Source organism: Proteus sp. fly-1067, assembly GCF_040139345.1.
Taxonomy (GTDB): Bacteria; Pseudomonadota; Gammaproteobacteria; order Enterobacterales; family Enterobacteriaceae; genus Proteus; species Proteus vulgaris_B.
On sequence record NZ_JBEEUL010000042.1, the window covers coordinates 1 to 1,626 of the forward strand.

Below are 1,626 nucleotides of genomic sequence, written 5' to 3' on the forward strand. Positions count from 1 at the left end.
GAAAAAAGATGGAGTTAATTTCTATAAAAGAAGTATTATCTAACACTGAAAATAATCCTGATGGTGGTTTTTATTTACCTCCAAATATTGATGAGTGGAACTTGGATACTCTAGGCATTTTTTCTGAGGATTCGTATTATTATCCTCCTGATTCTACGGAATATATACCAAAGCAAGCAACAGAAGATGGTTGGATTGAAGCGCTCGATAATGGTTCAATCGAAGAAGTTGTAGAAAATGCAAAATTACAACTTTCACATTATACGATTCATCATTTATTTGAAGCATTTGTTTTTTATGTGAAAAATGATGCTTTTATTGACTTTTCAAAATAACCGCCCTCATAAACAGTAAGCCAAATTTTCAGGCTTACTGTTGTTAAGAGCCGCTCAGTTTACCCTTTAGCCGCTAATATACTCCGCCATCAGCTCGCGCATGGTGTGCTGTATTGCACTGAGCTGCGCTTGCTGTTGTTGGTTTTGTTGTTTTATTGCTCTTGTCTCTTCGCTGTCCGGTATCAACACCAAACACCCGTTTAAGATTTTGACGGTAAAGGTGAAGCCAGTCTCAAATCCTGCCTCTTTTAACCAATGCCCTTTTAAGTTTATCGCCGGCGGTGGTGTGGCTTTACTGCCTTTGGGAGGCGTAGCCCACTGTGTAATAACGCTCTGTTTTCGGGGCTTTATTTATCCTGCTGCCTGACTTAAAATGCGCCTTAGCTATAGTCAACTCCTTGTTATACCCAGAACCAACTTATTCGCTGCTTTACCCCCAGTGGCGATGTCTGGCGTTATACCTACGATGCTTTTGGTCGACGGCTATCGAAAACCAAAGTCGTTGATATTCTAAAAATCAATGAAAGCCCCGCCTTTCCGCTGTCAAAGCAACGTATCACCGCATGGCACTATCTGTGGTCTGGCGACCAAATGGTTGAAGAGACCCCCGTCTACGCCGATGGCACTATCGCTTACGATGCCGGTATACAGTGGGTATACCAACCGGGGGCGATAACCCCTGCTGCACGTTACCAGCGCGGGAAATTGCATTATGTGGTTACTGACCACCAAGGCACCCCGCGGGAGATGTTTACTGAAAACGGCGTCGCCAGCTGGGCAGGACGGCTCAACACATGGGGGCAACTGGCCTTTTGGGAGTCCCGTGAAGGCCGTGCTGAAAACGACCCCAACTATATTGATTGCCATTTTCGCTTTGCCGGACAATTCGAAGATAACGAAACAGGCTTGTATTACAACCGCTTTCGCTATTATGATAAAGACAGCGGACAGTATATTTCACCCGATCCCATCGGATTGCTGGGAGGTTTTAATCCGTATGGGTATGTGCATAATCCGGTGGGGTATATTGAGCCGCTGGGGTTGATGTGTTGCCCTCTAATAACAAAAGGTGCAGATGTTACCTCTGAGATTATTCAAGGTGCACTGAAAGGTGATACGATGCAAACCGTCCAAGGCTCTGTATCCTTACCAGCTATTCAACGTTATGTTGACCGACTATTAAAAGGTGATGTAGCTCCACCAATAAAAGTTGATGGTAATGTTATCGTTGAAGGTAACCATCGCTATGTGGCTGGCAAAATTGTAGGAAAAATCCCTGAAACAGTGCCTG

The 1,626-nt window shown here is 44.5% G+C and carries 2 protein-coding genes and 1 pseudogene; 2 read left to right on the forward strand and 1 reads right to left on the reverse strand.

The window, feature by feature from the left end; translation table 11 throughout:
- Positions 1 to 335, forward strand: a 335-nt coding sequence (locus tag ABN217_RS18900) for a DUF7716 domain-containing protein (protein ID WP_349459801.1), incomplete at its 5' end; no start/stop codon positions are given.
- Between the two features lie 174 nt (positions 336 to 509).
- Here ABN217_RS18900 and ABN217_RS18905 read toward each other — a convergent pair.
- A pseudogene (locus ABN217_RS18905) lies at positions 510 to 723 on the reverse strand (SymE family type I addiction module toxin); the annotation flags it as partial.
- Positions 724 to 926: 203 nt separating this feature from the next.
- Between ABN217_RS18905 and ABN217_RS18915 the strand changes: the two are divergent.
- Positions 927 to 1,626: RHS repeat-associated core domain-containing protein (locus tag ABN217_RS18915; protein ID WP_349459802.1), on the forward strand; the 700-nt coding region annotated here is incomplete at its 3' end.